Source organism: Pseudomonas sp. PA15(2017), from assembly GCF_001945395.1.
Taxonomy (GTDB): Bacteria; Pseudomonadota; Gammaproteobacteria; order Pseudomonadales; family Pseudomonadaceae; genus Aquipseudomonas.
The window spans coordinates 15,147-40,809 of record NZ_MSXV01000047.1; the positions used below are offsets into that span (position 1 = coordinate 15,147).

The window sequence follows — 25,663 nt, forward strand, 5'->3', positions numbered from 1 at the left end:
ACTCGCCCCTGAACGACGAACCAACTCGATGGCTTCCCGCTTGAATTCAGGACTGTATTTCTTGCGCTTCATGAACACTCCTTCAGCTCGGTGTGAGCTTACTTGAAAGTGTCCGTGCTAACGGGGTAGAACCCCTGAGAGATCACACCTAGCTGGATAGCCACATGGCCGACGCCGCCGGCGCCACCGTGAATCAGGATGCGCTCGCCCACTCTGAGCGCTGCGCGTACCACCAAGGCTTCCCATGCAGTACCGCCAACCAGGGTCAGGCTGGCCGCCTCGAGATGGCTCAACGTGGACGGCTTTCTGCCGACGATGCGTTCGTCAGCCACGTGGTACTCGGCATAGCTGCCGGCGCCCTCGAAGATCTGTGGCGTGTACCAGACTTCGTCGCCTGGCACGAAGCCCGTCACGCCCGGCCCGACCGCTTCGACGACACCGGACACGTCATGCCCGGTAATCGCCGGTAGTGGCACCAGATCGGCGTAGTCGCCGCAGCGTACCTGGTAATCCAGCGGGTTGATGGAGGTGGCGTGCACCCGCACCAGCACCTGGCCCGCTTGTGGCACAGGCTTTGGTACATCGACCAACTGGAATGCTTGAGGGCTGCCAAAGGCGTTGAGTATCTGCGCTTTCATTGTTGATTCCTGGTTTCTATAAAAAGGAATATCGGGATTTTTCGATATATAAGGACAAAAAATTTACGACGCTTTCACTACACGCTCAGCCCATGGCAAGCCCTCGCTTCGATATACAGGAATATCGGGATTTTCCGATATAAAAGAACGAATAAAAACTACAGTTCTTTGCCTATCAGCTCCGCCAGCGCGCTGATGGCTTTCTCGTTGCGCTTGTAATAGGTCCACTGCCCGATGCGCCTGACTTCCACCAGGCCCGCTCGCTGCAGCGTCGCCAGGTAGTCGGACACCGTCGACTGCGACAGCCTTACTCCTTCCTGAATGCTGCTCACGCATACTCCCACCGTGTGAACGTCGCCTTCATCCTGCGGCGGGAAGTTCTTCGCGGGGTCCTTCAGGCCCTTGAGAATCTCAAGGCGCGTGCGGTTGGAGAGTGCTTTGAATACGTCGATCAGGTCCATGGCGCGATAATATCGAGATTTACCGATATATCAATTCAGGCGTTGTTCTGGCGACTACCGTCGGTCCGATGCGGTACACGCCTTGCCACAAACGCAAAGGGCCACGGTTCATCTAGAACCGTGGCCCTGCCCCATTTACCGCAGCGCCTAGGGCTGACCGGAACGCCGGCCGCTCGTAGCGCCAGCGAACAGTTCGCCTGCCAAGACAGAGGCGTACTGCTCGGCGAACGGAACGCCGCACAGTACGCCCTGGCATGTCCTCAAATCATGGGCATACCGCCGCAGCCACCGCCCTGGATCGCCAGGCAAACCCCAACACCATCAGCAGCCCGAGCGCCGCCATCGCCGCACCGGCCAGGGAGATTGCCGGGTAACCAAGGCCCGCGCTGATCACCGCGCCACCCAGGGCCGCACCGACGGCGTTGCCAAGGTTGAAGGCGCCGATGTTCACGGCCGAGGCCAGGTTGGGGGCGTCCTTGGCGGCTTCCATCACGCGCATCTGCAGCGGTGGCACGATGGCGAAACTGGCGATACCCCAGATGAGGATGGCCACGGCGGCCGGTAGCGGCCAGCGCATCAGCACCGTGAAGGCCAGCAGCACCAGGATCAGCGCGCCCAGCGAAGCGATCAGGGTGCGGTCGATGGAGCGGTCCGCCGCCTTGCCACCCCATATGTTGCCCAGGGTCAGGCCGACGCCGTAGAGCACCAGCATGGCGGTGATGAAGCCTGTAGAGGCATGGGTCTGGGTGCTGAGGATCGGCGCGATGTAAGTGAATACCGTGAACATTGCACTGGAGCCGACCACCGTCAGGGCCAGCGCGGCGAGTACCGGGCCACGGCCCAGCACACGGATCTCGGCGAGCACGCCATCGCTCTTCGGCAGCTCGACGTTGGGCAAGGCGAACCACAGCGCGAGCATGGTGATCACGCCCAGGCCGGCAATGCCCCAGAACGCCGTGCGCCAGCCGAGCAGCTCGCCGAACCAGGCAGCCAGCGGCACGCCGCCGATGGTGGCCAGGGTCAGGCCCATGAACATCGCGGCGACTGCGCCAGCCCGTTTATCCGGCGCGACCAGGCTGGCGGCGACGACGGAGCCGACGCCGAAGAAGGCGCCATGATTGAGCGAGGTGACCACCCGGGCGATCAGCAGGCTGGTGTAGTCGGTAGCCAGGGCGGACATCAGGTTGCCGAGGGTGAAGATGGCCATCAGCCCGATCAGCAGGTAGCGTCGGGGAATCTTGCCAGTGGTGAGGGTCATCAGGGGCGCGCCGATCAGTACGCCGATGGCATAGGCGCTGACCAGCAGGCCGGCGGCGGGAATCGACACGCCGAGATCGCTGGCGATGCCGGGCAACATGCCCATGGGGGCGAACTCGGTGACGCCGATGCCGAAAGCACCGATGGCGAGCGCGACGAGCGGTGGATTGATACGCATGAGAGGCTCCTTATCTATGCCGCAAATGCTACGATTCCGCTCTCACGGGCGGTAGACCGCTTTTCTGGCAAACACCTTTGCCGTGGAGGCACAAGTGGACCTAGGCGGCCGATCAGGCGAAATGGAGGTGCTGGTGCGTGTCGCGCAGGAAGGTAGCCTGTCGGCGGCAGCGCGCACGCTGGGCCTGACGCCCTCGGCGGTCAGCCGCATCATCGCCCGCACCGAACAACGCCTGGGCACCCGCTTGCTGCTGCGCACCACCCGGGCGATCACCTTCACGGCCGAGGGCGAGGCTTACCTACGTGGCGCCCGGCGCATCCTCGCCGATCTGACGGAGGTCGAGGACGCCATCGCCGACCAAAGCGTGCCCAAGGGGCGCATCCGCGTCAGCGCCGCGCTCGGCCATGGCCGGTTGGCCATCGTGCCGCTGGTGGCGGCGTTCAGTGCGCGCTACCCGAATATCGTCGTCGACCTGACCCTGGGTGACGAGGTGGTGGATATTCTCGGCGGCGTGGCCGATGTGGCGGTGCGCTTCGGCCCGCTGCCGGACAGCCCGCTGACCGCTCGCAAGATCGGCGACACCGGCCAGGTGGTGGTAGCCTCGCCCGATTACCTGACGCGCCATGGCACGCCCCAGGTGCCGGAAGATTTGCTGCAGCACAACTGTCTGCGCTTCAACTTCCGCCGCGCCGAGCCCAACTGGCCCTTCCTGCGTGACGGCGAGACATTTTCCCTGAAGGTGTGCGGCAACATCGAATGCAGCAGTGGCGAAGCCCTGGCGCAACTGGCCCGGGTCGGCGCCGGCATCGCCCGCATCGGCGCCTTCACGGTCAACGAGGACATCGGCCGCGGCGACCTGACACCGCTGCTCGAAACCTACAACCCAGGCGAACGGGAACCGATCCACGCCGTGTTCGTCGGCGGCCCGACCATGCCGGCGCGGGTGCGGCTGTTCGTGGATTTTCTGCTCGAGCATCACCGGCTGTAGGTGATTGGCGTAGGGCGAACAACACGTTTCTTGTTCACCGTTGCGGCTTCGAACAGCAGCTATGCCCAGCGCCCTATTAGCTCCGCTCAGCGCTCCATCAACATGCGCAGCATGCGCTCGGGATTGGCTAGAAAATCCTTGGTCACTTGGTAATGCTCGGTATCTTCGTAAGCCACCTTTGAAACACCGTTTTCGTTACACAGGTAGATGTCCGCCTCGGGGTAAGCCATCAGGATGGGCGAGTGGGTGGCGATGATGAATTGGGAGTCATCTAGAACCAGGTCGTGTATGCGAGCCAGGACGGCGAGTTGCCGCTGTGGCGATAGAGCCGCCTCCGGTTCGTCGAGGATGTAAACGCCCTGACCGCCAAAGCGTTCTGTCATCAGCGCCAGGAACGATTCACCATGTGACTGCTCGTGCAAGGATCTGCCGCCGTACGAATTGATCACGGGCGGCCCGCCGAAGGGTTCTGCATCGAGGTTTTCGATTTCCGTGGCGACGTTGAAGAAGCTTTCGGCGCGCAAGAAAAAACCGTCTCGCGGCCTGCGAAAACCCTTGGCGATACGCAGGAACTCATGAAGTTCGGAATGCGATCGCCGCGTACCAAAGCGAAAGTTCTTGGTGCCGCCCTCCGCATTGAACCCGAGCGAAACAGCGATTGCCTCGAGCAGTGTGGACTTGCCCGAACCGTTCTCACCCACGAAGTAAGTGACTTTCGGGTGCAGATCGATGCTCTCCAGCGCGTGCACCGCCGGAAGGCTGAAGGGATAGCGCTCGAACGACTCGACTTTATCGCGGCGCAAGGTGATTCGGCTGAGGTATTGAGACGAAATCATGGTGTTCAGTGCCTAGTTGAGAGGCGGGCTTGGTCTTGGGGTGGATCACGCTCTGCAATCTACATATGCATTCGTTAGTGGACGAATAAACGCCGCAAAGCCTAAACGCTGCGTATAGCACCAACCATCAACACGACGAGAAACAGCAGGCCGAGCAACGATACGAATCCAACAAAGCCAGGCAGGAAGTGCAGGTAGCTGTAGGTATCGCGGTACCGTCCGAATGCCATCATCTTCAACACCCAAAGCCCCACGCCCTTGAGAAAATACTCAATCAGGGCTTCTGATGATTTGAAAAATAGCTTCCATGATTTACTCAATCGTTTCCGTGTGAGCGTTTTGCTGCGTAATTCCGGGCTGACCCCATCAGCGATCCTCACCGGTGGACGGATCAAACCTCGCCCTCTCTACGCATTAGCTGGCTTTTGAAAGGGCGGTGGCGACCGGGCTTGCGACTTCGCGCGCATGGCGCGCTCCCACAAGACGGCGGTTCACCTGCAAGCCCCAGCTGGGCAGGTTCCCAGTGCCCTGCCCGCTCACCGATTCAAGCACAGCACGAACAGCAGATAAAAGCCGAAGCCTACGATAGGCAGCAGGTGCCAGAGATTGGAGAGCCAGGGCGCCGAGCTCAGGTAGCCGACCACCAGCAGGCCGGCGGTGGCCAGCGAGATGCCGGGGAGCAGCAGCATCAGGGTGGCCAGCAGGCGATCCTGGAAGGGTGTCAGTTCGCTGTTGTTGGCAAGGGCAGCGCCCGAGAAGACCACGATCAGGCCTTGCAGGCCGGCGAAGAACAGTTGGGCGAATACGCCGATGATCAATGTCGTGAGGGACATGGGTTCGATTCCTTTCATTCACCCGGTTGCAGGTTGGCCAGCAGCTTGCCGGTGAGCGCATGCAACTGCTGTTTTTCCTCGTCACTGAGGACTGCGAGTACGTGCTGCAGGTTAGCAACATGAGCGGTGAGCATGTTGTCGATCAGTTCAAAGCCAGCGGGCGTCAGCGCTACCAGTATGCCGCGGCGATCGGTCGGGTGCTTGCGCCGCTCGATCAGCCCGGCTTTCTCCAGGCGGTCGATGCGGCTGGTCATGCCGCCCGAGGAAATCATCGCACTTTCGTACAACGCGGTGGGCATCAGCGCATAGGGCTCACCGGAGCGGCGCAGGGTGGCCAGCACGTCGAACTCGCCGGCCTGCAGGCCGTGCTTGGCGAAGAACGGCGCCAGGTGGTCGCGGCTGAACACCTGGGCCAGCTCGCCCAACCTGCCCATCACCGCCATGGCGAAGCCGTCCAGATCCGGGCGTTGTTCTCGCCACTGCTCGGCGGCCAGTTGTGCTCGATCCTGCATATCGCCCTCAATTTATCTTGCTATCAAGATACTTTTCAAAAAGAATGTTTGCATCGTAGCTTATCCAGTTCAAGGAGGCACCTGCATGACAGGCACGCAGCATCGACCCGTCGTGGCTCTGGCCCTGCTGTTCACCGTTGGCGCGCTGATGGGGCTCACCAGCATTCTGGTCAAACTGGCCGGCAGCGCCGGCTGGCAGCCGATAGCCTATCTGCTGTGGGGCCTGCTGGGTGGTGGCCTGCTGCTGTTGCTGTTCGCCTGGTGGCGGGGCGAGCGACCTGGCATGAGCCTGTCGCAACAACGCTACTACCTGGCCTCGGGCCTGCTCAGCATCGCTGTACCGAATGGCCTGCTGTTCAGCTCCATCGGCCATGTAGGCGCGGGGTTCGCCTCGATGTGCCTGGCCTTCCCACCCCTGTTCACCTACCTGTTGGCCCTGGCGCTGCGCATGGAGGCGCTCAGCCGCGTCCGCTTGCTGGGCATCTGCATCGGTCTGTCCGGCAGCCTGCTGCTGGCACTGGGCAAACTGCACGGCGGCGACAGCCCGGCTCTATGGGTAATGGCTGCGCTGTGCGTGCCGATATTCCTGGCGCTGGGCAATATCTATCGCGCCCGATACTGGCCCAGCGGCGCCACGCCGCTGTCGCTGGCGCCCGGCATGCTGCTGGGCGGCGCGGTGCTGCTGGGATTTACGGCGCTGCTTGGCGTGGACTTCTCGCCCAACCTGAGCACTCCCCTGGCCGTCGGCCTGATGCTGGTGCAGATGCTCTTGTTCGCAACGGTCTATGCGCTGTTCTTCATCCTGCAGAAGCTGGCAGGCACGGTATTCCTCAGCCAGATCGGCTCGGTGGCGGCAATCACTGGCGCGGCCATGGCCATTGGTCTGCTCGGCGAACAGGGCAGCCTGAGCCTGGCGCTGGCGGCGCTGTGCATCGTCGTCGGCGTATTGCTGGTGGCCTGGCGTGGCGCCCAGGAGAAAGCGCGATGAAACGCCAGACCCTGTTGCTGCTGGCGATCATCCTGCTCGGCCTGAACCTGCGCCCGGTGCTGGCAGCAGTGGGGCCGCTGCTCGACCGCATTCAGCTGGACACGCACCTGGGGCATGTGGGCGCCAGCCTGCTGACCAGCCTGCCGATCGTGATCATGGGCCTCGGCGCCCTGGCTGCGACATTTCTGCGCGGACGGTTCGGCGAGCGACGCGGCATCCTGCTCGGCACCCTGCTGATCGCACTCGCCTGCCTGGCCCGCGGCCTGCTGCCGAGCGCCACGCCATTGCTGGTCAGTGCCTTGCTGGCCGGCGCCGGCATCGCCTTCGTACAGGCGTTGCTGCCAGGCTTGATCAAGGCGCGTTTCAGTCAGGACGCTGGCCGGCTGATCGGTTTCTACAGCTGCGCGATCATGGGCGGCGCGGCTTTTGGTGCCGCGCTGACGCCCTGGCTGGCGCAGTGGCTGGGCTGGGCCTGGGCACTGGCGGCCTGGGCAGTACCGGCCATCGTCGCCTGCCTGGTGTGGAAGCATGCGGCCCCGGCGGATGAGCCAACCGCGACCAGCTCGGCGGCATCGCTCAACCCCTGGCGCTCGCCACGTGCCTGGTTGCTGATGGCGTTCTTCGGGGTTGGTACCGCGGGTTATACGCTGGTGCTGGCGTGGCTGCCGCCCTACTACACATCGCTGGGCTGGAGCGCCGAGTCCAGTGGCCTGCTGCTGGCCGCCCTGACGCTCTGCGAAGTGGCAGCTGGCCTGCTGGCGTCGAGCCTGCTGGCGCGCTGCCCGGATCGCCGGGTGCTGCTGGGTTTCGTGCTGGTGTGCCTGCTGCTCGGGCTGATCGCCCTGGTGGTCGCACCCTTGGCGCTGGTGGTACCGATCTGCGTGCTGATCGGCATCGGAATCGGCGCGCTATTTCCGCTGTCGCTGGTGGTCGCCCAGGACCATCTCGACGACCCACGCCAGACCGGTGACCTGCTGGCCTTCGTACAGGGTGGCGGTTACCTGATCGCCGCCACCTCACCGCTGCTCGCCGGCCTGCTGCGCCAGTACACCCACGACCTGCGCCTGAGCTGGCTGATGATGGCCGCCGCCAGCCTGGGGCTGATGCTCATGGCCGCGCGCTTCAAACCGGGTAGCGGGCATTTTCGCACCCGCCTCAGCACGAACGGGGCATAGGGCGGACTCAGGAGCGCCAGCGAACAGTCCGCCGTTACGGCGCAAGGCGTATTGCTCCGCGAACGGAATGCCGCCCAGTGCGCCCTACGTGGCGGCGGGGTTAATGCGCTTCGCGCAGGTAGGCGACCACAGCAGCCTCGTCGCCGGCGAAGACGATGCGTTCGGCCTTGCTGTCGCGCTGGTAGGCGTACATGGGGTCGTAGTATTCGCGCAGCAGCCCAACGATCCAGTCGCGGTGGAAGTCCACGGCACCGCTACGCTGCTGGGCGCCGAGGGCATCGACCATGATCGCCCGCAGGCGCTGGTGGCGTTCGCCGCCCAGGCGCTTGTGGATGTTGTCCAGGCTCTGCAGCAGCCGTGCGGCGAACAGGTCGAAGCCGCGCGCCTCACCGTTTACGGTGATGAACTCGGCACAGAGGTCAATCACGTAGTCACGCAGGATGCGCTCCACCCGCCCGTCGAAGCTGTCTTCCAGCCACACCAGCGGGTAACCCTGCATGCCCAGGTGCAACGACAGCGGCACGTTGCAACTGCCGACGATGCGCCCTTCGTCTTCGATCACGAAGCGCTCGATACCCGCCGCCCGCTTGCGCAGGATGTCCACGGCCAGGGCGTTTTCGAAATCGATCTGTGCCGGCTGCCCGGTGGCGCGTTTGCCGAAGCTGGAACCACGGTGGTTGGCGTGGCCTTCCAGGTCCAGGCCATCGGGCAACTGTGCCAGCACGTCGGTCTTGCCGGTGCCGGTCATGCCACCGACTACCGCGAAGCGGCACTGCGCCACGGCTTCTTCGAGGGTGTCGAGCAGGAAGGTGCGCATCGCCTTGTAGCCGCCGGTGATACGCGGGTAGTCGATGCCCGCCTCGCGCAGCCACTGCTGAACGATCTGCGAGCGCAGGCCGCCGCGAAAGCAGTACAGGTAGCCATTCGGGTTGGCGCGGGCGAACGCCGCCCAGGCCGCGACGCGTTCGGCCTTGATGTCGCCGCCGACCAGTTGGTGGCCGAGTTTGATGGCAGCATCCTGGCCGTGCTGCTTATAGCAGGTGCCGACCTTCTGGCGCTCCAGGTCGGTCATCAGCGGCAAGTTGGCCACGCCAGGAAACGCGCCCTTGGCGAACTCCACCGGTGCGCGGGTATCCATCATCGGGACGCCATCGAGGAAAATCGTTCGAAAATCGCGGGCATCGTCGCGCATCAGAACACCTCGACGGCGTGACGCTGTCGCTCCACCAACACGCCAATCGGCGCCAGGTGCAGGCCCAGCTCGGCCGCCACGGCAAGGAATTCGGCCTCACCCGCTTCGCTGACGGCGATCAGCAAGCCGCCGCTGGTCTGTGGGTCGCAGAGCAGGTCACGCTGGCTGTCGCTCAGGGCGGCGATGCGCTCGCCGTAGCTGTCGAAGTTGCGCAGCGTGCCGCCGGGCACGCAGCCTTCGGCCAGGTAATGATCGACGCCTGGCAGGCGCGGCACCGCGGCGTAGTCCAGGCGTGCGGTGAGGCTGGCGCCGTCGGCCATTTCCACCAGGTGGCCGAGCAGGCCGAAACCGGTGACGTCGGTCATGGCGTTGACGCCGGCTAGCTTGCCGAAGCGGCTGCCGGGCTTGTTCAGGGTGCACATCCAGTCGCGGGCCAGGCCTACGTCCTCGGCGCGCAGCTTGGCCTTCTTCTCGGCCGTGGTGAGGATGCCGATGCCCAGGGGTTTGGTCAGGTACAGCGTGTCGCCGGCCTGGGCGGTGTCGTTGCGCTTCATGTGCTGCTTGCTCACCACGCCGGTCACCGCCAGACCAAAGATCGGCTCGGGGGCGTCGATGGAATGCCCGCCGGCCAGCGGAATGCCGGCGGCATCGCACACCGCGCGGCCGCCACGGATCACCTCGCGGGCGACCTCTGGCGGCAGCAGGTTGACCGGCCAGCCGAGAATGGCGATAGCCATCAGCGGGTCGCCACCCATGGCGTAGATGTCGCTGATCGCATTGGTGGCGGCGATGCGGCCGAAATCGAACGGGTCGTCGACGATGGGCATGAAGAAGTCGGTGGTCGACACCACGCCGCGTTCTTCATCGAGGGCGTAGACCGCGGCGTCGTCGCGCGAGGCATTGCCGACCCACAGCTTGGGGTCCAGATTCTGAGCACCACTGCCCGCGAGGATCACCTCCAGCACCTTGGGGGAAATCTTGCAGCCGCAGCCGGCTCCGTGGCTGTACTGGGTCAGGCGGATCGGCTCACTCATGGCAACGCTCTCGTCAACGGGGAAACAGGCGGCGGATTCTACCAGCCCCCGCGCGCCCTCGCAGAAGCGAGCAGCCCTGGCGCGCTCGCGCGCATGACCTGCAACACTTTTCCCTCCCCACTGCTGTGCAAAACGTTTCAGGGCCTATCTAAGCTCCATGCAAATGCCCTAGCGGCGCCCACAGGATGATGCCATGAACGACAATAACGAGACGCGCTCACCTTCGATGGAAGAACCCACCCAGTCCGCCCCACCGAGCAGCACGGCGGCGCGCTGGAAGCTCATCGGCCCGGGCATCGTGGTCGCGGTCACCGGGGTCGGCGCTGGCGATCTGGTGGCGACCCTGATCGCCGGCTCGCGCTTCGGTTATGCCCTGCTCTGGGCCGCGGTGGTGGGCTGCATCGTCAAGATCGCCCTGGCCGAGGGCTCGGCGCGCTATCACCTGGCGACCGGCTCGACGATTCTCGAAGGCTGGCGCTCGCTGGGCAAATGGACGTACTGGTATTTCGGTATCTACATCGTGGTCTGGGGCTTCGTTTATGGCGGCACGGCGATGAGCGCCACGGCATTGCCGCTGGCTGCGCTGTTCCCGGACGTGATGCCGTTCTGGATGTGGGGCGCCCTGTCGGGGATCGCCGGCGCGGTGTTCGTGCTGTTCAACCGCTACAGCGCCTTCGAGACGGTCATGAAGCTGTTCATCGGCATCATGTTCGTGGTGGTCGTCGGCCTCGCCATTCTGGTCATGCCCAACCTCGGCCAGGCAGTGACCGGCCTGGTACCGACTATTCCCGAAGGCTCGGCGATCTACACGCTGGGCCTTATCGGCGGCGTTGGCGGCACCATCACCATGGCCTCCTACGGCTACTGGGTGCAGGCCAAGGGTTGGCGCACCCCGGCTTGGATGGGCATGATGCGCCTGGACAACCGGGTGGCCTACATCGCCACCGGCATCTTCGTGATTTCGATGCTGATCGTCGGCGCCGAACTGCTCTATACAGCTCAAGTCACCCTGGCAGGTGGTGACCGCGGCCTGCTCGACCTCGATGAAATCCTGCGCGAGCGCTTCGGCAGCGTGGTGTCCACCCTGTTCCTGATCGGCTTCGCGGCGACCACTTTCTCGTCGATCCTCGGTGTCTGGCACGGCGTGTCGCTGTTGTTCGCCGACTTCGTGCGCCAGGTGCAGGGCGGCGAGCAGGCCAAGGGCGCGCGGCAGGACCTGGAAAAAACCCCGGCCTTCCGCTTCTACGTGCTCTGGCTGACCTTCCCGCCGATGTTGCTGCTCACCCTGGGTCGGCCCTTCGGCCTGGTGATCGCTTACGGCGCCTTCGGTGCGTTCTTCATGCCGTTCCTGGCGCTCACGCTGATCTGGCTGCTCAATTCGCAACGGGTGCCGGCAGAGTGGCGCTCGGGTTGGCTGTCCAACGGCCTGCTGGGAATTGCCGCGGCGCTTTTCGTGGTGCTCTGCCTGAACGAGTTGGCCCGCCTGATCGGCTAGGCCCACACCAACCCCCGCGGCGCTCGCCGCGGGCGGCGACTGCCCCTATACTTGCGCCGCCCGTGCCGCGCACCAGCCGCCCAGCCACGCCTGAGCAGCACTGCATCCGCCCGTACGCCGCACACATCCTCTCGTTTTTTCCGCTATTGAACCGGAGAACTCCATGCTCAAGCGCACCCTGTCGCTGGTCGCCGGCCTTGCCCTGTCCGCCGCTGCCCTCACCGCCCATGCCGCCGAAACCCTGCGCGTCTCGGCCATCCCGGATGAAGCGCCCACTGAGCTTCTGCGCAAGTTCAAGCCTCTGGGCGCCTACCTGGAGCAGCAACTGGGCATGAAGGTCGAGTTCGTACCGGTCGCCGACTACCCGGCAGTGGTCGAGGCGCTGGCCACCGATCGCCTGGACATGGCCTGGCTGGGTGGCTTCACCTTCGTGCAGGTAAACCTGAAGACCGGCAACGCGGTGCCCCTGGTACAGCGTGAGCAGGACGCGGCCTTCACCAGCACGTTCATCAGCGCCGACCCGCAGGTCAAATCGCTCAAGGACCTGAAAGGCAAGACCTTCGCCTTCGGCTCGATTTCCTCCACCTCCGGCAGCCTGATGCCGCGCTACTTCATGCTGCAGGACGGCATCAAGCCGGAAAGCTACTTCAGCCGCGTCGCCTACTCCGGCGCCCACGACGCCACCGCCGCCTGGGTGCAGGCCGGCAAGGTCGATGCCGGGGTACTGAACTCCAGCGTGTGGGACAAACTGGTCAAGAGCGGCAAGGTCGATACCGCCAAGGTCAAGGTCTTCGCCACCACGCCGACCTACTTCGATTACAACTGGACCGTGCGCGGCACCCTCGACCCGGCGCTGGCCGAGAAGATCAAGCAGGCCTTCCTGGCCCTCGACCCGGCCAACCCGGAGCACAAGGCGATTCTCGACCTGCAGGCGGCCAGCCGCTTCATCGAGACCAAGCCTGAGAACTACAAGGGCATCGAAGAGGCTGCCCGCGCTGCCGATCTGCTCAAATGAGCCTGCGCCTGACCGCCGTCGGGCTCAGGCACGGCAATGGCGTGCAGGCGCTGCAGGGCATCGACCTGCAGATCGAACAGGGTGAGCGGGTGGCGATCATCGGCCCGTCCGGGGCCGGCAAGTCCAGCCTGCTCAACCTGCTGGCCACCGCCCTGGCGCCCAGCGCGGGTGAGCTGCAGGTGTTGGGCGAACGCCCGTGGCAGCTTTCCAGCCGCCAGCGCCAACGCCTGCGCACGCACATCGGTCTGATCCATCAGGCGCCGCCTCTGCCCCTGCGCCAGCGGGTGGTCACCGCCGTGCTGGCCGGGCGCCTGGGCCAGTGGAGCCTGGCCAGGAGCCTGGTCAACCTGCTGTATCCGCTGGACATCCCCGGTGCGCGAGCGCAGTTGCACAAGCTCGACCTCGGCGACAAGCTGTTCGCCCGCTGCGGCCAGCTCTCCGGTGGCCAGCTGCAGCGTGTCGGCATCGCCCGGGCCCTGTATCAGGGCCCACGATTGCTGCTCGCCGATGAGCCGGTCTCGGCCATGGACCCGCGCCTGGCCGATCACACCCTGTCGCTGCTGGTCGGTCATGCCGAAGCCGGCGGCGTGACCCTGGTCGCCAGCCTGCACACCGTGGAGCTGGCCCTGGCGCATTTTCCACGCATCGTCGGCGTGCGTGACGGGCGCATCGCCTTCGACCTGCCGGCCAGCGAAGTCGACGCCGAGCGCCTGCAGGCGCTGTATGCCAACGAACAGCTGAGCCCCGCCTGCGTTGACGGGCCTGCGCCGGGGGCCTGGGCGGCGCGATGCTGAAACGCGATTACCGCGACCCAGCAGCCCTGCCGCGTCTGGTCCTCGCGCTGCTGGCCATCGCCCTGCTGTGGCCGGGCATGCGCCTGGCCGAGCTGGATCTGGGCGTGTTGCTGCACCCGGACAGCGCGCAATCCATGGGCAGTTTCCTCAAGGATTTCTGGCCACCGGCCCACAGCGGCGAATTCCTCGCCCTGCTTGTCGATGCCACCCTGCAGACCCTGGCCATCGCCACCGCTGGCATGGCCCTGGCGCTGCTGCTGGCGGTGCCGGCAAGCCTGCTGGCCAGCCGCGCGCTGTCGCTCTCGGCAGCCTCGCGTGGCGGCCAGCCGAGTGTGCTGGGCCGGTGGCTGCGCTGGCCGGTGCGCGGCGCGCTGATCGTGTTGCGCAGCGTGCCGGAAATCGTCTGGGCCCTGCTGTTCGTGCGCGCCGTGGGCCTGGGTCCGACCGCCGGGGTGCTGGCCATCGCCATCACGTACGCGGGCATGCTCGGCAAGGTCTACGCGGAAATCTTCGAGTCGGTGGACCAACGCCCGGTACACGCCCTGCTGCAGAGCGGCAGCGGTCGCCTGGCCGCCTTCGCCTACGGCGTGCTGCCGGCCGCCGCGGCGGAGCTGACTTCCTACACGGTGTACCGCTGGGAATGCGCGGTGCGCGCCTCGGTAGTGATGGGCTTCGTCGGCGCCGGCGGCCTGGGCCAGCAGATCGACCTGTCGATGCGCATGTTCGCTGGCGCCGAAGTGGCCAGCATGCTGCTGACCTTTCTGGTGCTGGTGCTGCTGGCCGATCAGTTGAGCCGGCTGCTGCGTGCGAGGTTCACATGAGGCGCATTGGCAATCTGCTACTGGTGCTGGGCATCGCCGCGGCGGTGATCGGCTCCTTCGCCTACCTGGGCCTGGATCTGGCCGGCCTGTTCGGCGCCGACAGCCTGGGGCAGATGGGCAGTTATGCCGCGCGCTTTCTCAACCCGGACTTCAGCGCCGGCCACCTGCAGGCCACCGCCCATGGCGCTCTGGAAACCCTGGCCATGTCGGCCGTGGGCACGCTGCTCGCTGCCCTGCTCGGCCTGCTGCTGGCGCTGCCTGCGGCCGGTCGCCCGGGTGCCCTCGCCCAGGCTGCCACGCCGCTGCTGCTCAATGCCCTGCGCGCCATTCCCGAACTGGTGTGGGCGGTGCTCATGGTGCTGGCTGCCGGGTTGGGACCCAATGCGGGCACCCTGGCGTTGGCACTGCACACCGCTGGGGTGCTGGGCCGGCTGTTCGCCGAGGCCCTGGAGAACACCCCGCCGCAGCCGGCAGACGCCATTCGTCTGCAAGGCGGCGGCGCCTGGGCCGCGTTCTGCTACGGCACCCTGCCGGCGCTGTGGCCGCAGTTACTGGCCTACAGCCTGTACCGCTGGGAGAACAACATCCGCATGGCGGCGATCATGGGCTTCGTCGGCGCCGGCGGCCTGGGGCAGATGCTTTACGTGAGCCTGAGCCTGTTCCAGGAAGCCCAGGCCGCCACGGTGATCCTCGCCATGTTGCTGCTGGTGTTGGCAGTGGATGCCCTCAGCGGCTGGGCACGCCAACGCTGGGTGCGTAATTAATCCGGGAGCGCCGGGGCACTGACCACGGTCTGAAATTCCCTGCACCATTGATTCCGAGACTTGCCCATGTCCACACCCCGCATTGGCTTCGCCTGCCAGTACCGCCACCCCGACCGCAACCTTTCGGCCGGCGAGCTGAAAACCATCGAGGCGGCCTTCAACCCGCGCACCACTACCCTGCGCTGGATGGACAGCGTTGCGCCGGGCGTGGCCCATGAGAGGCTCACGGAGATCGTCGAGCACAACCTGCTGGCCCAGTTACGGTTGCTCGCCTATGTGGTCACCCTGCCCGAGCCGCTGCAAATGCTGCGCCTGAGCAGCGATTTGCTGCCGTTCTACAGCCACCCGAAAGTCGCCGCGTTCTACCAGCGCCCCGAGATGCAGCAGCGTCTGCTCGAGGGCTTCGCGGCGATTGGCGAAATGGCCCGCGCGGCCGACATTCGCCTGTCCATGCACCCGGGCCAGTACTGCGTGCTGGGCTCGGACCGCCCCGACGTGGTGGAGAACAGCCTCGCCGAGTTCGAATACCACGCCGACATGATCCGTATGATGGGCTACGGCCGCACCTTCCAGGACTTCAAGTGCAACCTGCATATCGCCGGCAAGCTGGGCGGTGATGGCGTCCGCGCGGTGTGGCCGCGGCTATCCCATGAAGCACGGCAGTGCATTACCTTCGAAAACGACGAGAAGACCTACGGCGTCGATGCCTGCCTGGCACTGGCCGACCTCGCTCCCGTGGTGCTCGACGTGCACCACTGCTGGATCCACGAGGACGACTACATCGACCCGCACAGCGAACGCGTGACGCGGATCATCGACAGTTGGCGCGGCGTACGCCCGACCATGCACCTCTCGCAACCCCAGGAGCGTTTGCAGGAGCTGGGGCTGAGTGCCGAGCAGAAGCTGGAAATGCCCGAGGTGCTGAAGGTCGTACCCAAACGTGAGCTGTATGGCCACAGCGCACGCATGTGGAACGAGTGGACGAACCGCTACGTGCTGCAGTTCCAGGACCGCTTCGACATCATGTTCGAGTCCAAGGACAAGAACGTGGCGACCGTGGAGTTCTACGAGCGTTATCTGAAAAATGCCTGAGGCGTCGATCGGCGTCGCATTGCTTACGACCCATGGGAGCAGCAACGCATGGCCGGGCAACCTCGACAGCGAGGTGCGCCGGCCATTCGCCCCGGGTCGGGGCTCCCACTGGTAGGCAGCGGCTTATCCGGTGCGGTCGGATCGATTCAGTTGCCAAGACGATCGCCCTGAGTATCGCCTCGCTCGAGCCGGCCTACGGCCGCTCATGCACCGTTGCCTTGTTGTTCCCAGCCGCCGCCCAGCGCACGGTACAGGCCGACCAGCGCCAGCGCGGTCGCCTGGCGGCTATCCAGTAACGCTTCCTCGTTGCTCAGCAGAGCCTGCTGCACGCTCAGCACGTTGAGGTAATCCACCGTGCCTTGCTGGTATTGCAGCTCGGCGTTGTCGAGCGCCACGCGGCTCTGCTCGACCGCCTCGCCCAGGCGATCATGACGGCGCTGCTGGGCTTGATAGGCGGCCATGGCGTCGTCCACTTCGTGCCAGGCGCCGAGCACGGTGCGTTGGTAGGCGATGGCCGCCTCCTGCTGCTGCGCCTCACGCAATTGCAGGGTGCCGCGCCGGCGCCCGCCATCGAACAGCGGCACGCTGATCGCCGGGCCGATGGCGAAGCGGTGGGCGGACCAGCCGTCCAGCTCGCTGAGCTGCAACGCTTGCAAACCGAGATCGCCGGACAGGGTGATGCGCGGGTAGAAGTCCGCCTGGGCCACGCCGATGCTGGCGGTGGCCGCGTGCAGCTGGGCTTCGGCCTGGCGGATGTCCGGGCGGCGACTGGCCAGTTCGCTGGGCAGGCCGACCGGCACACGAGGCGGCCCCTGGGGGATGTCGGCCGGCTCGCGCAGTTCCGCCTGCAGGCTGCCGGGCGCCTGGCCGAGCAGCAGTGCCAGGGCGTTGCCCAGCCGCCGTTCGCGCAGGCGCAGCGGCTCCAGACGGGCTTCCAGTGACGCCACGCGGGAGGCTGCCTCGGCGACCTCCAGGTGGGTGACCACGCCATCGTCCAGGCGGGTCTGGTTGAGGGCCAGGCTGCGCTGGGCGATCTGCAGGTTCTGCTCGGTGATCAGCCGCAGCTGCTGGGCGCCGCGCAGCTGGATGTAGTCGCTGGCGGTTTCTGCCAGCACCGACAACGCCACACCATCGCGCAGGGCCTGGCTGCCGCCCAGCTGCGCATCGGCAGCCTCCACTTCCCGGCGCACGCGGCCCCACAGGTCCAACTCCCAACTGGCGCCCAGGCCGGCCTGCCAGAGGTCGTAATCGTCCTTGCCGGCGTTGCCGGACGGGTCGTTGAGACCTACCTCGCTGTTACGCGCACGGCTGTAACCGGCCCCGCCATTCAGGCTCGGCACCTGGGCGGCGCCGCTGCTCAGGCGCACGGCGCGGCTTTGCTGCACGCGGCTGGCGGCCAGTTGCAGGTCGAAGTTGCCGGCCACGGCGCGCTGCAGCAAAGCCGAGAGTTGCCCATCGGCGAAGCTTTCCCACCAGCGCGCCGGCACGCTGGCCGCCTCGGGCTGGCTGCGTACCGGGCCTTGCTGCAGGGCCCAGGTATCGGGCAGGTGGGCATCGGGGCTGCGAAAATCCGGGCCCAGGGTGCAGGCGCTCAGGGCCACGCTCAGGCCGAGCAGCGTCAGTCGATGAAATCGCTTCATGTCAGTGCGCCTGCGCCAGCTGCCGATCGTCGAGTTGGTGGGTGTCGATGCTCGCCTCCACCGACATGCCGACGCGCAGATAACCCACCACCGGCTGGTCGGCATCGAGCACGATCTTCACCGGGATGCGCTGTACCACCTTGGTGAAGTTGCCGGTGGCGTTGTCTGGTGCCACGGCGGCGAAGGTAACCCCAGTGGCCGGCGCCAGGCTCTCGACGTGGCCACGCAGTTGCAGGTCAGGGTAGCTGTCGACGCTGATGCTTACCGGCTGGCCCGGGCGCACGCGGTTGAGCTGGGTTTCCTGGAAGTTGGCGACCACGAAGGCCTGCTCCAGCGGCACCACCGCCAGTAGCTCGTTGCCGGGGCTGACGTAGGCACCGACGCGCAGGGCGCGGCGACCGACCATGCCGTCCATGGGCGCACGCAGTTCGGTGTACGACAGATCCAGCTCGGCGCGCTGCAACTCGGCGGCGGCCCGCTCGACCGTCGCGGCGGCCGCATCGCGCTGGGCGATGAGGATCGCCGTCTGCTGCCGAGTAGCGGCCAGTGCTGCCTGGTTCTGCTGCTGGCGCGCCAGGGCGGTAGCGAAACGGCTCTGCGCCTGCTGGGCATTCTGCAGGGTACCGGCGCCCTGCCCGGCCAGGTGTTTGTAGCGCTGCAGTTCGTGCTCGGCGAAACGCACTTCGGCCTGATCGGCCTTGACCGTGGCGGCTGCCTGGTCGATCACCGACTGCTGGCGCTGCACGCTGGCCTCGGCATTCACGCGCTGCGCCTCGGCGCTGGCCACGCCGGCCTTGGCCACATCCAGCGCGGCACGGTAATCGCGGTCGTCGATGCGCGCCAGCAGTTGCCCGGTCTTGACGCGCTGGTTGTCCTCGACCAGCACCTCGCTGACGAAGCCGGCGATCTTCGGCGCCACCAGAGTGAAATCAGCACTGATGAAGGCGTCGTTGGTGCTTTGCTGGTAGTGCTCGGCGAACAGCAGTTGCCAGGCGCCCCAGGCCAGCAGGCCGGCGACGGCCAGGCCGATCAGCAGAGCGGGTTTGCGCAGGGTATTCATGGTGGTGTCCATCGGTTCAGTGGGCGGCACGCGGCGGATAGATGCGCGTGGGCACGAAAGGAATGATCAGGATCAGCGCGAAGGCGACCAGCGCCACGCACAGGTAGAGGTCGGCGTAGGTCAGCACCAGGGCCTGCTGATGCAGGCGGCTGGCCAGGTGACTCGCGGCGCCGTCAGGCAACAGCGGCTGGTTGCCGAGGCGGTCGACCAGGTTGTTGGAGTGCAGGTGCAGCCGCGCGGTGGTCAGCAGATCCAGAACCGCGGTTGCCACCACGGCGGCCAGACCCTTGACGGTATTGAACCAGGCCGAGGCGAACGGCCCCTGGATCGGTTGGATACTGCCGGTGGAGAGCATCAGCAACGGCAGCACCGACATCGGTTGGCCAAAGATCTGCAGCAGCTGGATCAACAGGAAGTCGTCACGAATCCACGCCGAGGTCAGCTGCGAGCCGAGCACGCAGGCCAGCCCCATCATTGCCAGCCCGGCGGCCAGCACGTAGCGGCAATCGACCTGGCGCAGGTTGCACAGCGCCGCCACCCAGGGCAGTGCGAGCAGTTGCGGCACGGCCACCCAAAGCAGCATCGGTGCGCTTTGCAGTGGTCGATAGCCCTGCACCTGGGCCAGGTAGGACGATGGAATCAGGCCCGCAGCCAACAGCACCAGCAACACCCCGGCCAGGGTGAACAGGGCGAAGGCGAGGTTGCGCGACTTGAGCAGTTGCAGCTTGAAGAACGGCAGCGGGTGGCGCCATTCGTTGAGCAGAAACAGCACCAGCAACAGGCAGCCGCCGCCGAGCAGGCTGACGATCAATGGTGAGTGCAGCCAGTTCAGGCGCTCGCCCTGCAGCAGGCCGATGACCAGCAGGTTGATCGCCGGCAGGCCAAGCAGCAGACCGCGCCAGTCGAACTGGGCGAAGCGCTCCAGGCGCAGCGGGTCCTGTGGCAGGCCCCAGGCCACAGCGGCCATGGCCAGCAGGCTGCCGGGGATGATCTGCCAGAACGCCCACTGCCAGCCAGCGTATTCCACCCAGAAAGCAGCCAGCGGGGTGCCCATGCTGGGACCGAAGGTCGCCGTCAGCGCATAGGCCGCAAGGCCATAGAGCTTGATGTTGGCCGGCAGAAAACGCAGCGCCACGCTCATCAGCATCGGCGGCAGCGCCCCGCCGGCCAGCCCCTGCAGCGCGCGCAACAGCATCAGCACACGCTCATTGGGCGCCAGCGGCGACAGCAGGCCGAGCACCATGAAGGCGCCGATCGCGCACAGGGTGAAACGGCGGATCGACAGGGTTACCGCGAACCACGGTGCGAACGCCATGGCGCTGACCGAGGCAGCCATGTACAGCGCCAGCAGCCAGCTGCCCTCGTCATGGCCAATGCCCATGGCGCCGCGGATATCGACCAGAGCGATCTTGGTGACGTTCTCGTTGAAGCCCGAAACCAGCACGGCCAGCAGCACACCGAGCAGGCCGACGACGATGCGCAACCCGAGCGGCGCAACCTGCATTGGCGCGGCTTGAGGGCTGGGAGGCACGGCAAGGGGCGCGGAAGCGAGCGCAGGTGCGTTCATGACGATGCGCACCCGCCCGCATGGAGAGAGCCAGGCATGCAGAAATATCCAGTAACGTGTTTGGCCCAGCAGTCTAGGCAAAACGACCATTACCTAAAATTGCAATGTTTCTAATCAATGATTGCGTGTAACGCAGCTATCAAACGCCCAGCGCATTCTCCTCGCAGCAGCGCTTGATCAACCCCCTCAGCCAGCGATGGGCCGAGTCGTTGTCGAAACGTGGGTGCCAGGACTGATGGACGCGCACCGGCGACAGCGGCAAGGGGATCTCGAAGCTGCGCAAGGCCAGGCCAAGCTGGTTGCACACGGCGACCACCGGATTGGGCATCGGCAGGATCAGGTCCGAATCGCGCAGCGCCAGCACGGCGGAGAAGAAGCTTGGCGACACGGTAACCACGCGGCGCGCCAGGCCCTGCTGCTCGAGCACCTTGTCGATAGGCCCGCGAGCCAGACCACGGCGCGACACGCTGATCTGGTCGAAGGCGGCGAAGCGCTCGGCGTTGATCATCTCGTCGAAGATCGGATGATCGGCCCGCGCCAGGCCCACGAAGCGGCTCATGAACAGGCCCTGATGCTTGATTTCCGGCGGCAGTTGCAGCGACGCGCCGATGGCCAGGTCGATGCGCCCGGCGCGCATGGCGTCGTCGTCGCCGTCGATTTCCGGCACGAAGCGCAGCATCACGTTGGGCGCCTGCTCGCGGACCAGTTCGACCAGCCGGCCGCCATAACAGACCATGAAGATATCGTTGGTGCGGATATTGAACGCCCGATCGAGGCTGGTCAGCTCCACGTCCTGAGAACGGAACACACCGCTGGCCTGCTCGACCAGGTCGCGCACCTGCTCACGTAGCTCCAGGGCCCGTGGCGTCGGCACCAGGCCACGGCCGGCACGCACCAGAATCGGATCGCCCACCGCTTCGCGGATGCGCGTCAGGGTGCGGCTCATGGCTGGCGGGCTAAGGTGCATGCGCCGCGCGGCGCCGACCACACTGCCCTCCTCCAGCAACACATCGAGGGCGACCAGCAGATTGAGATCGGGTAATTGCATTGCAGGCACGCCTTCGGAGCTGATCAGTGCAGGACGTGCAATTCTAGGCATATCGCTCGGGAGTAAAAAGCCCTGGGTATCGCTGCGCTCGCCGCTTGGCTTGGAAGGTGCACAATGCAAAAGGCCCTGCAATGCAGGGCCTTCTTATGCAACGTGACGGCGATTACTTCTTGCCGAGCTTCTTGAGCTCTTCGTCGCGCAGCTCGCGGCGCAGGATCTTGCCAACGTTGGTGGTCGGCAGGCTCTCGCGGAACTCGACCTGCTTGGGTCGTTTATAGCCGGTGAGGTTGTCGTGCATGTGCTGCATGACCTGTTCCTTGGTCAGGGTCATGCCTGGCTTGACCACCACGAACACCTTGATCGACTCGCCCGAGCGCTCGTCCGGCACGCCGATGGCCGCGCACTGCAGCACGCCCGGCAGGGTCACCAGCACTTCTTCCAGCTCGTTCGGGTAGACGTTGAAGCCGGACACCAGAATCATGTCCTTCTTGCGGTCGACGATGCGGATGTAGCCGTCGGGCTGGATGATGCCGATATCGCCGGTCTTGAACCAGCCGCTGGCATCGATCACTTCGTCGGTGGCCTCCTGGCGCTGCCAGTAACCCTTCATCACTTGCGGGCCCTTGATACACAGCTCGCCGGTTTCGCCCATGGCCAGGTCGTTGCCCTGATCGTCGATGACCTTGAACTGGGTCGACGGTGCGGGAATGCCGATGGTGCCCATCTGGTTGCAGGTGACCGGGTTGACCGACGCTACCGGGCTGGTTTCGGTCAAGCCGTAACCTTCGCAGATAGCGCAGCCGGTGACCTGCTTCCAGCGCTCGGCGGCCGCCTGCTGCAGCGCCATGCCGCCGGACAGGGTGACCTTGAGCTTGGAGAAGTCGAGCTTCTGGAACCCTTCGTTGTTGCTCAGCGCCACGAACAGCGTGTTGAGACCAACGAAACCGCTGAACTGGAATTTGGCCAGGTCCTTGACCATGGTCGGCAGGTCGCGCGGGTTGGTGATCAGGATGTTGTGGTTGCCGCAGTGCATCATCGCCATGCAGTGAAAGGTGAAAGCGTAGATGTGGTACAGCGGCAGCGGCGCGACGATGATCTCGCAGCCCTCACCCAGGTTCGAGCCCATCAGCTCGCGGCACTGCAGCATGTTGGCGATCAGGTTGCGGTGCGTGAGCATGGCGCCCTTGGCCACGCCCGTGGTGCCACCGGTGTATTGCAGCACAGCCACGTCCTGGGATGTGGGGCTGGCCTCGCTGACCGCCTTGCCACGGCCCTGGCTCAGGGCATCGGTGAACTTGACGGAGCCCGGCAGGTTGTAGGCCGGCACCATCTTCTTCACGTACTTGACCACGGCGTTGACCAGCAGGCGCTTGAGCGGCGGCAGCATGTCGCCGACTTTGGTGACGATCACCGTTTTCACGCCGGTCTTGGGCACCACCTGCTCGGCCAGGTGCGCCATGTTGGCCAGGCACACCAGCGCCTTGGCGCCGGAGTCGTTGAACTGGTGTTCCATTTCCCGTGCGGTGTACAGCGGGTTGGTGTTGACAACCACCAGGCCGGCGCGCATGGCGCCGAACACTGCCACCGGGTATTGCAGAACGTTGGGCAGTTGCACGGCGATGCGGTCGCCGGGCTTGAGATCGGTGTGCTGCTGCAGGTAAGCAGCGAAGTGACCGGACAGCTCGTACAGCTGGCCGTAGGTAATCGTCTTGCCCAGATTGGTGAAAGCGGGCTTGTCGGCATAACGCTGGCAGGACTGCTTCAGCACCGCCTGAACGTTGGGGTACTGGTCGGGATCGATCTCGGCCGCGACCCCCTCGGGATATTTGTCCGTCCAGAAGTTTTCGGTCATGGACACCCACTCCTAAGCAACAGCTTGTCGTCACCGCCGAGGCGGTTGTTTGTTGTATGTATGCCTGGCTGTTCGCCCCTGTGGAGCGCAAAGCGGGCCGAGATTAGCAGAGTTGCCGGATACCGACCAGAGCCATAAAAGGCCCGCCGGTATTGAAAGTGACCATATTTACACAATTAGTCACAAGACAGTTTGCGTGTTAAACCGGCTGACATCGATTTGCCAATCGGCAGGCAATGCCCATGATAGACGCCTGCGGTCTTTTTTGCCGGGCCGGATTGGCAATTGGAGAAGGTGATAGGGGCCGGCGCCTGGCGACGCCGATAAGCGATCGAGCGAAGCGACACGGGAACTGCGCTCGGCAAGAGCATGCTGCCATACCCGTCATGACGTACTGCATGAGAGCAGTACGTCAGACGGTAATTGCAAATACCCGCACGTCCAAAGGCGTGATGCAGCGCCCTTGTCGCCGATTCACGTCACGGGCTGGGTCTCAGTCGCCTTCAACGCTTCGTCGCGCAGCTCGCGGCGCAGGATCTTGCCGACGTTGGTCATGGGCAGCGACGCCCTGAACACGATCTGCCGGGGCACCTTGTAGGCGGTGAAGTTTTCCTTGCAGTAGGCCTTGAGCTCCTCGGCGGTGAGGCTGTCGTCGCGCTTGACCACGAACAGCTTGACCGCCTCCCCGGATTTCTCGTCCGGCACGCCAATGGCGGCGCAACTGGCCACCTTGCTGTGGGCCATCACCACGTCCTCGATCTCGTTGGGGTACACGTTGAAGCCGGAGACGATGATCATGTCCTTCTTGCGGTCGACGATGCGCACGAAGCCCTCCTCATCGATCACCGCGATATCGCCGGATTTGAACCAGCCCTCGGCATCCAACACCTCGGCGGTGGCTTCCGGGCGATTCCAGTAGCCCTTCATCACCTGCGGGCCCTTGATGCACAGCTCGCCCCGCTCACCCAGCGGCAGTTCATTGCCGTCATCATCGATGACCTTGAATGCCGTGCTCGGCACCGGAATGCCGACGGTGCCCAGGCGCGCCAGGTCGCCACTGGGGTTGGCACTGGCGATCGGCGAGGTTTCGGTCAGGCCGTAGCCCTCCACCACGGTACAGCCGGTCAGTTGCTTCCAGCGCTCGGCGGTGGCCTTGACCAGCGCCGTGCCACCCGAGTTGGTGACCTTGAGGTGGCTGAAGTCGAGCTTGGCGAAATCCGAGTGATCCATCAGCGCCACGAACAGCGTGTTGAGGCCCAGCAGTGCGGAAAACTCCCACTTGCCCAGCTCCTTGACGAAACCGGGAATGTCCCGCGGGTTGGTGATCAGCACGTTATGGTTGCCGTAGACCATCATGCACATGCAATTCATGGTGAAGGCGTAGATGTGGTACAGCGGCAGCGGCGCGATCATCACCTCGTGGCCGCGCTTCATCAGCGGCGTGCCATCGGGGCCGTGCTGCAGCATGCAGGCATTGGCCTGCAACATGTTGGCGATCAGATTGGCGTGGGTGAGCATGGTGCCCTTGGCCACGCCGGTAGTGCCGCCGGTGTACTGCAGCACGGCGATGTCGCCTTGCGATGCGTTGACCGGCCGCACGTCGAGCCGCGCACCGTCGGCCAGTACCTGCTTGAACGACAGCGCCTGGGGCAGATGGTAGGTGGGCACCATCTTCTTGACCTTGTCGACCACGGTGTTGACCAGCCAGCCCTTGAAGGTGGGCAGCAGGTCACCCATACGCGCCTCGATCAGGTACTCGATCTCGCTGTCGGGCAGCACCTCCTGCACCAGCTTGCCGAACATGTTCAGGTACACCAGGGCACGCACGCCGGCATCCTTGAACTGATGGCGCATCTCGCGGGCGGTGTACAGCGGGTTGGTGTTGACCACGATCAGCCCGGCGCGCAGTGCGCCGAACACGGCGACCGGATACTGCAGCACGTTGGGCATCTGCACGGCGATGCGGTCGCCGGGCTTGAGGTCGGTACGCTGCTGCAGGTAGGCGGCGAAGGCCGCGGACAAGCTGTCCAGCTCGCCATAGGTGAGCGTCTTGCCCAGATTGCTGAACGCGGGGCGGTCGGCGAAGGTCTTGCAGGAGTGTTCGAACACCTCGACCACCGACTGATAGGCGTCCATGTCGATGTCGTTGACCACGCCGGGGGCGCGTTTATCGTTCCAGAAATCGGGCTGCATTGTTGTAATCCCTTGTTTTCCGAAGATGCGTGATACCACCAGACGAACTTAACAGCCGGCCACGGCCTGGCAAAGCCACAATCAATACCGTGAATTTCAGCACGTGCGTATGACGTGGCAACGCCCATGACAGACCGGATAGCTGAGGCTCGACGCCGGGCGCACGGGAACCGACTGGCCAATGCACGCCACTCAACCCGCTTGCAGGCGTCCGACTCTTTGAACGCCTG

23 protein-coding genes and 1 pseudogene are annotated in these 25,663 nt (G+C 65.0%); 9 read left to right on the top strand and 15 right to left on the bottom strand.

Annotated features, from left to right (window positions below):
- Window positions 1-149: 149 nt before the first annotated feature.
- The 3 genes and pseudogenes from BVH03_RS15440 to BVH03_RS15450 all read right to left on the bottom strand — a co-directional run.
- A pseudogene (locus BVH03_RS15440) lies at window positions 150-638 on the bottom strand (alcohol dehydrogenase catalytic domain-containing protein); the annotation flags it as partial.
- Window positions 639-796: 158 nt separating this feature from the next.
- Window positions 797-1,099, bottom strand: a complete 303-nt coding sequence (locus tag BVH03_RS15445) for a helix-turn-helix transcriptional regulator (protein WP_075961996.1) — start codon at window positions 1,097-1,099, stop codon at window positions 797-799.
- A 265-nt stretch (window positions 1,100-1,364) separates the two neighbouring features.
- The gene (locus tag BVH03_RS15450; protein WP_075961997.1) at window positions 1,365-2,534 is read right to left on the bottom strand and encodes an MFS transporter; all 1,170 of its coding nucleotides are present in this window, start codon (window positions 2,532-2,534) and stop codon (window positions 1,365-1,367) included.
- A 94-nt stretch (window positions 2,535-2,628) separates the two neighbouring features.
- Between BVH03_RS15450 and BVH03_RS15455 the strand changes: the two genes are divergently transcribed.
- Complete coding sequence (locus tag BVH03_RS15455) at window positions 2,629-3,522, top strand: LysR family transcriptional regulator (RefSeq protein ID WP_075961998.1); 894 nt, start codon at window positions 2,629-2,631, stop codon at window positions 3,520-3,522.
- Between the two features lie 86 nt (window positions 3,523-3,608).
- On the opposite strand, the gene BVH03_RS15460 is transcribed toward BVH03_RS15455, so the two are convergent.
- From BVH03_RS15460 to BVH03_RS15475, 4 genes are all read right to left on the bottom strand, one after another.
- Entirely contained in the window at window positions 3,609-4,358 is a 750-nt protein-coding gene (locus BVH03_RS15460; RefSeq protein WP_075961999.1) for an AAA family ATPase, read from the bottom strand.
- 101 nt (window positions 4,359-4,459) lie between these two features.
- On the bottom strand, window positions 4,460-4,753 hold the full coding sequence (locus BVH03_RS15465) for a hypothetical protein (protein ID WP_143485978.1): 294 nt from the start codon (window positions 4,751-4,753) through the stop codon (window positions 4,460-4,462).
- 141 nt (window positions 4,754-4,894) lie between these two features.
- On the bottom strand, window positions 4,895-5,191 hold the full coding sequence (locus BVH03_RS15470) for a hypothetical protein (protein WP_075962001.1): 297 nt from the start codon (window positions 5,189-5,191) through the stop codon (window positions 4,895-4,897).
- Window positions 5,192-5,205: 14 nt separating this feature from the next.
- On the bottom strand, window positions 5,206-5,703 hold the full coding sequence (locus BVH03_RS15475; protein WP_075962002.1) for a MarR family winged helix-turn-helix transcriptional regulator: 498 nt from the start codon (window positions 5,701-5,703) through the stop codon (window positions 5,206-5,208).
- An 85-nt stretch (window positions 5,704-5,788) separates the two neighbouring features.
- On the opposite strand from BVH03_RS15475, the gene BVH03_RS15480 reads away from it, so the two are divergent.
- Window positions 5,789-6,691, top strand: coding sequence for a DMT family transporter (locus BVH03_RS15480; RefSeq protein ID WP_075962003.1), 903 nt, complete (start codon window positions 5,789-5,791; stop codon window positions 6,689-6,691).
- Window positions 6,688-7,866, top strand: coding sequence for a cyanate transporter (locus BVH03_RS15485; RefSeq protein ID WP_075962004.1), 1,179 nt, complete (start codon window positions 6,688-6,690; stop codon window positions 7,864-7,866). Before BVH03_RS15480 ends, BVH03_RS15485 begins: the two co-directional genes overlap by 4 nt.
- Before the next feature lie 100 nt (window positions 7,867-7,966).
- Here BVH03_RS15485 and mnmH read toward each other — a convergent pair whose 3' ends face one another.
- Together mnmH and selD are read right to left on the bottom strand one after the other, a co-directional pair.
- Entirely contained in the window at window positions 7,967-9,058 is a 1,092-nt protein-coding gene (gene mnmH, locus BVH03_RS15490) for a tRNA 2-selenouridine(34) synthase MnmH (protein ID WP_075962005.1), read from the bottom strand.
- Entirely contained in the window at window positions 9,058-10,092 is a 1,035-nt protein-coding gene (selD, locus tag BVH03_RS15495; protein WP_075962006.1) for a selenide, water dikinase SelD, read from the bottom strand. Before selD ends, mnmH begins: the two co-directional genes overlap by 1 nt.
- 193 nt (window positions 10,093-10,285) lie before the next feature.
- Between selD and BVH03_RS15500 the strand changes: the two genes are divergently transcribed.
- The 6 genes from BVH03_RS15500 (at window position 10,286) to BVH03_RS15525 (ending at window position 16,073) form a co-directional block, all read left to right on the top strand.
- A complete protein-coding gene (locus BVH03_RS15500; RefSeq protein ID WP_218189545.1) occupies window positions 10,286-11,587 on the top strand; it encodes an Nramp family divalent metal transporter in 1,302 nt (433 codons plus the stop codon).
- Between the two features lie 163 nt (window positions 11,588-11,750).
- Window positions 11,751-12,602 carry a putative selenate ABC transporter substrate-binding protein gene (locus tag BVH03_RS15505; protein WP_075962007.1) on the top strand — a complete coding sequence of 284 codons (852 nt, stop codon included), beginning with the start codon at window positions 11,751-11,753 and terminating at the stop codon, window positions 12,600-12,602.
- Window positions 12,599-13,396 (top strand): phosphonate ABC transporter ATP-binding protein, encoded by a 798-nt coding sequence (locus tag BVH03_RS15510; RefSeq protein ID WP_075962008.1) that lies wholly within the window; start codon window positions 12,599-12,601, stop codon window positions 13,394-13,396. Before BVH03_RS15505 ends, BVH03_RS15510 begins: the two co-directional genes overlap by 4 nt.
- Complete coding sequence (locus BVH03_RS15515; protein WP_075962009.1) at window positions 13,390-14,217, top strand: ABC transporter permease; 828 nt, start codon at window positions 13,390-13,392, stop codon at window positions 14,215-14,217. The genes BVH03_RS15510 and BVH03_RS15515 overlap by 7 nt, the downstream gene beginning before the upstream one ends.
- On the top strand, window positions 14,214-14,981 hold the full coding sequence (gene phnE, locus BVH03_RS15520; protein WP_075962010.1) for a phosphonate ABC transporter, permease protein PhnE: 768 nt from the start codon (window positions 14,214-14,216) through the stop codon (window positions 14,979-14,981). The genes BVH03_RS15515 and phnE overlap by 4 nt, the downstream gene beginning before the upstream one ends.
- A gap of 66 nt (window positions 14,982-15,047) precedes the next feature.
- Window positions 15,048-16,073, top strand: coding sequence for a UV damage endonuclease UvsE (locus BVH03_RS15525; protein WP_075962011.1), 1,026 nt, complete (start codon window positions 15,048-15,050; stop codon window positions 16,071-16,073).
- A gap of 203 nt (window positions 16,074-16,276) precedes the next feature.
- Here the strand turns inward: BVH03_RS15525 and BVH03_RS15530 are convergent, their stop codons facing one another.
- From BVH03_RS15530 to fadD2, 6 genes are all read right to left on the bottom strand, one after another.
- A complete protein-coding gene (locus BVH03_RS15530; protein ID WP_075962012.1) occupies window positions 16,277-17,713 on the bottom strand; it encodes an efflux transporter outer membrane subunit in 1,437 nt (478 codons plus the stop codon).
- 1 nt (window position 17,714) lies between these two features.
- Entirely contained in the window at window positions 17,715-18,773 is a 1,059-nt protein-coding gene (locus tag BVH03_RS15535) for an HlyD family secretion protein (RefSeq protein ID WP_177344915.1), read from the bottom strand.
- Between the two features lie 16 nt (window positions 18,774-18,789).
- Window positions 18,790-20,277, bottom strand: a complete 1,488-nt coding sequence (locus BVH03_RS15540; protein WP_371915366.1) for an MFS transporter — start codon at window positions 20,275-20,277, stop codon at window positions 18,790-18,792.
- A 202-nt stretch (window positions 20,278-20,479) separates the two neighbouring features.
- Window positions 20,480-21,388 (bottom strand): LysR family transcriptional regulator, encoded by a 909-nt coding sequence (locus BVH03_RS15545; RefSeq protein ID WP_075962014.1) that lies wholly within the window; start codon window positions 21,386-21,388, stop codon window positions 20,480-20,482.
- Between the two features lie 163 nt (window positions 21,389-21,551).
- Window positions 21,552-23,240, bottom strand: a complete 1,689-nt coding sequence (gene fadD1, locus BVH03_RS15550; protein WP_075962015.1) for a long-chain-fatty-acid--CoA ligase FadD1 — start codon at window positions 23,238-23,240, stop codon at window positions 21,552-21,554.
- Window positions 23,241-23,714: 474 nt separating this feature from the next.
- On the bottom strand, window positions 23,715-25,433 hold the full coding sequence (gene fadD2, locus BVH03_RS15555; RefSeq protein WP_075962016.1) for a long-chain-fatty-acid--CoA ligase FadD2: 1,719 nt from the start codon (window positions 25,431-25,433) through the stop codon (window positions 23,715-23,717).
- Between the last annotated feature and the right edge of the window lie 230 nt (window positions 25,434-25,663).